Origin of the sequence: Bradyrhizobium sp. PRIMUS42, from assembly GCF_023006515.1 — a bacterium.
Taxonomy (GTDB): Bacteria; Pseudomonadota; Alphaproteobacteria; order Rhizobiales; family Xanthobacteraceae; genus Bradyrhizobium.
In genome coordinates, this window is record NZ_JALBGZ010001210.1 from 1 (window position 1) to 1,136 (window position 1,136).

General features: G+C 66.0%; 2 protein-coding genes. One reads left to right on the forward strand and one right to left on the reverse strand.

Annotated features, from left to right (window positions below; genetic code table 11):
* On the reverse strand, positions 1-578 hold a 578-nt coding region (locus MOV75_RS39100), incomplete at its 3' end, for an aromatic acid exporter family protein (RefSeq protein WP_247008180.1).
* A 118-nt stretch (positions 579-696) separates the two neighbouring features.
* Between MOV75_RS39100 and MOV75_RS39105 the strand changes: the two genes are divergently transcribed.
* The coding region (locus MOV75_RS39105) for an MmgE/PrpD family protein (protein ID WP_247008181.1) at positions 697-1,136 on the forward strand (440 nt) is incomplete at its 3' end.

Below are 1,136 nucleotides of genomic sequence, written 5' to 3' on the forward strand. Positions count from 1 at the left end.
GTGAGGCCCGCGAGCAGCTCGGTGAAGGCATCGGCGATCAGTTCGAGCAGGATCGCCGCGCTGGCACGGATCTGCCGCACCGCGCGCGAGGGCAGCACCAGGAACGAAACCAGCAACCCCGTGATGGCGCCGACCGCGACCTCGCTGACGCGGTCGATCGCCGAGGTCATGGGATCGGAATGGTGCATGGTCGGAACCAGCAGCACGATCACGGCGGTCACGGTGGCCGCACTCAGACTCGGATTGATCGCGGCGATGAAGGCGAGCGGGGCGACCGAGAGGACCAGCAATCCCAGCAGCCCGGCTTCGCTGGAATAAGGGATCAGGATCGCAATGGCACCGCCATAGATCGCGCCGCCGATGGTGCCGAGCATGTAGTCGCGCGTCGCCTTCAGCGAGCGGCCGACGCTCATCTGGGTCACGATCAGCGAGGTCAGGACCGCCCAGAGCGGCAACAGCAGATGCAGCGCGGTGGCGATCGCATAGGCCGCGGTCGCGGCGACCGTGACCCGGATCGCTAGCCCCAGTTGCGTCCGCCGCGACCTGATCCGGTCGAACAGCTGTCCTGCGAATGCCATCGTTGACGTCCCGATCCTTTTAAGGCCGAGCAGAAGCATGGCTGATGCCCGCGGCCGCAAGGCCGCTTGAAAGGCCAAATCAGCCCGCCTAACTTGCGCGCCAAAACGAGGAAACACGATGGCCCACGAAACTGCAACGCTCGCCGCCTATGTCTTCAATCTGAAGTACCAGGATATTCCGGCAGAGGTGCTGGATCGCGCAAAAGTGCTGACGCTGGACTTCCTCGGCAGCGCGATCCGGGCGCGGCGCGAGGCGGAATCGACCCCGTCAATGCTGAAAATGCTGGAAGCGCTGGCACTCGACACCAAGGGCGAATCCACCGTGTTCGGCGACAGCAAGACCTGGACGCCGGCAGTGGCCGCGCTGCTCAATGGCGCGCTCGGCCATTCCCTCGATTTCGACGACACCCACGCCGATTCCTCGCTGCATCCGAGTGCGCCGGTGGTTCCGGCCGCCTTCGCCGTCGGCGAGATGGTCGGCGCCTCCGGGCGCGACGTGCTGACCGCGATCGTCGCGGGCTACGAGGTCTGCTGCCGGCTCGGCAACGCGCTCGATCC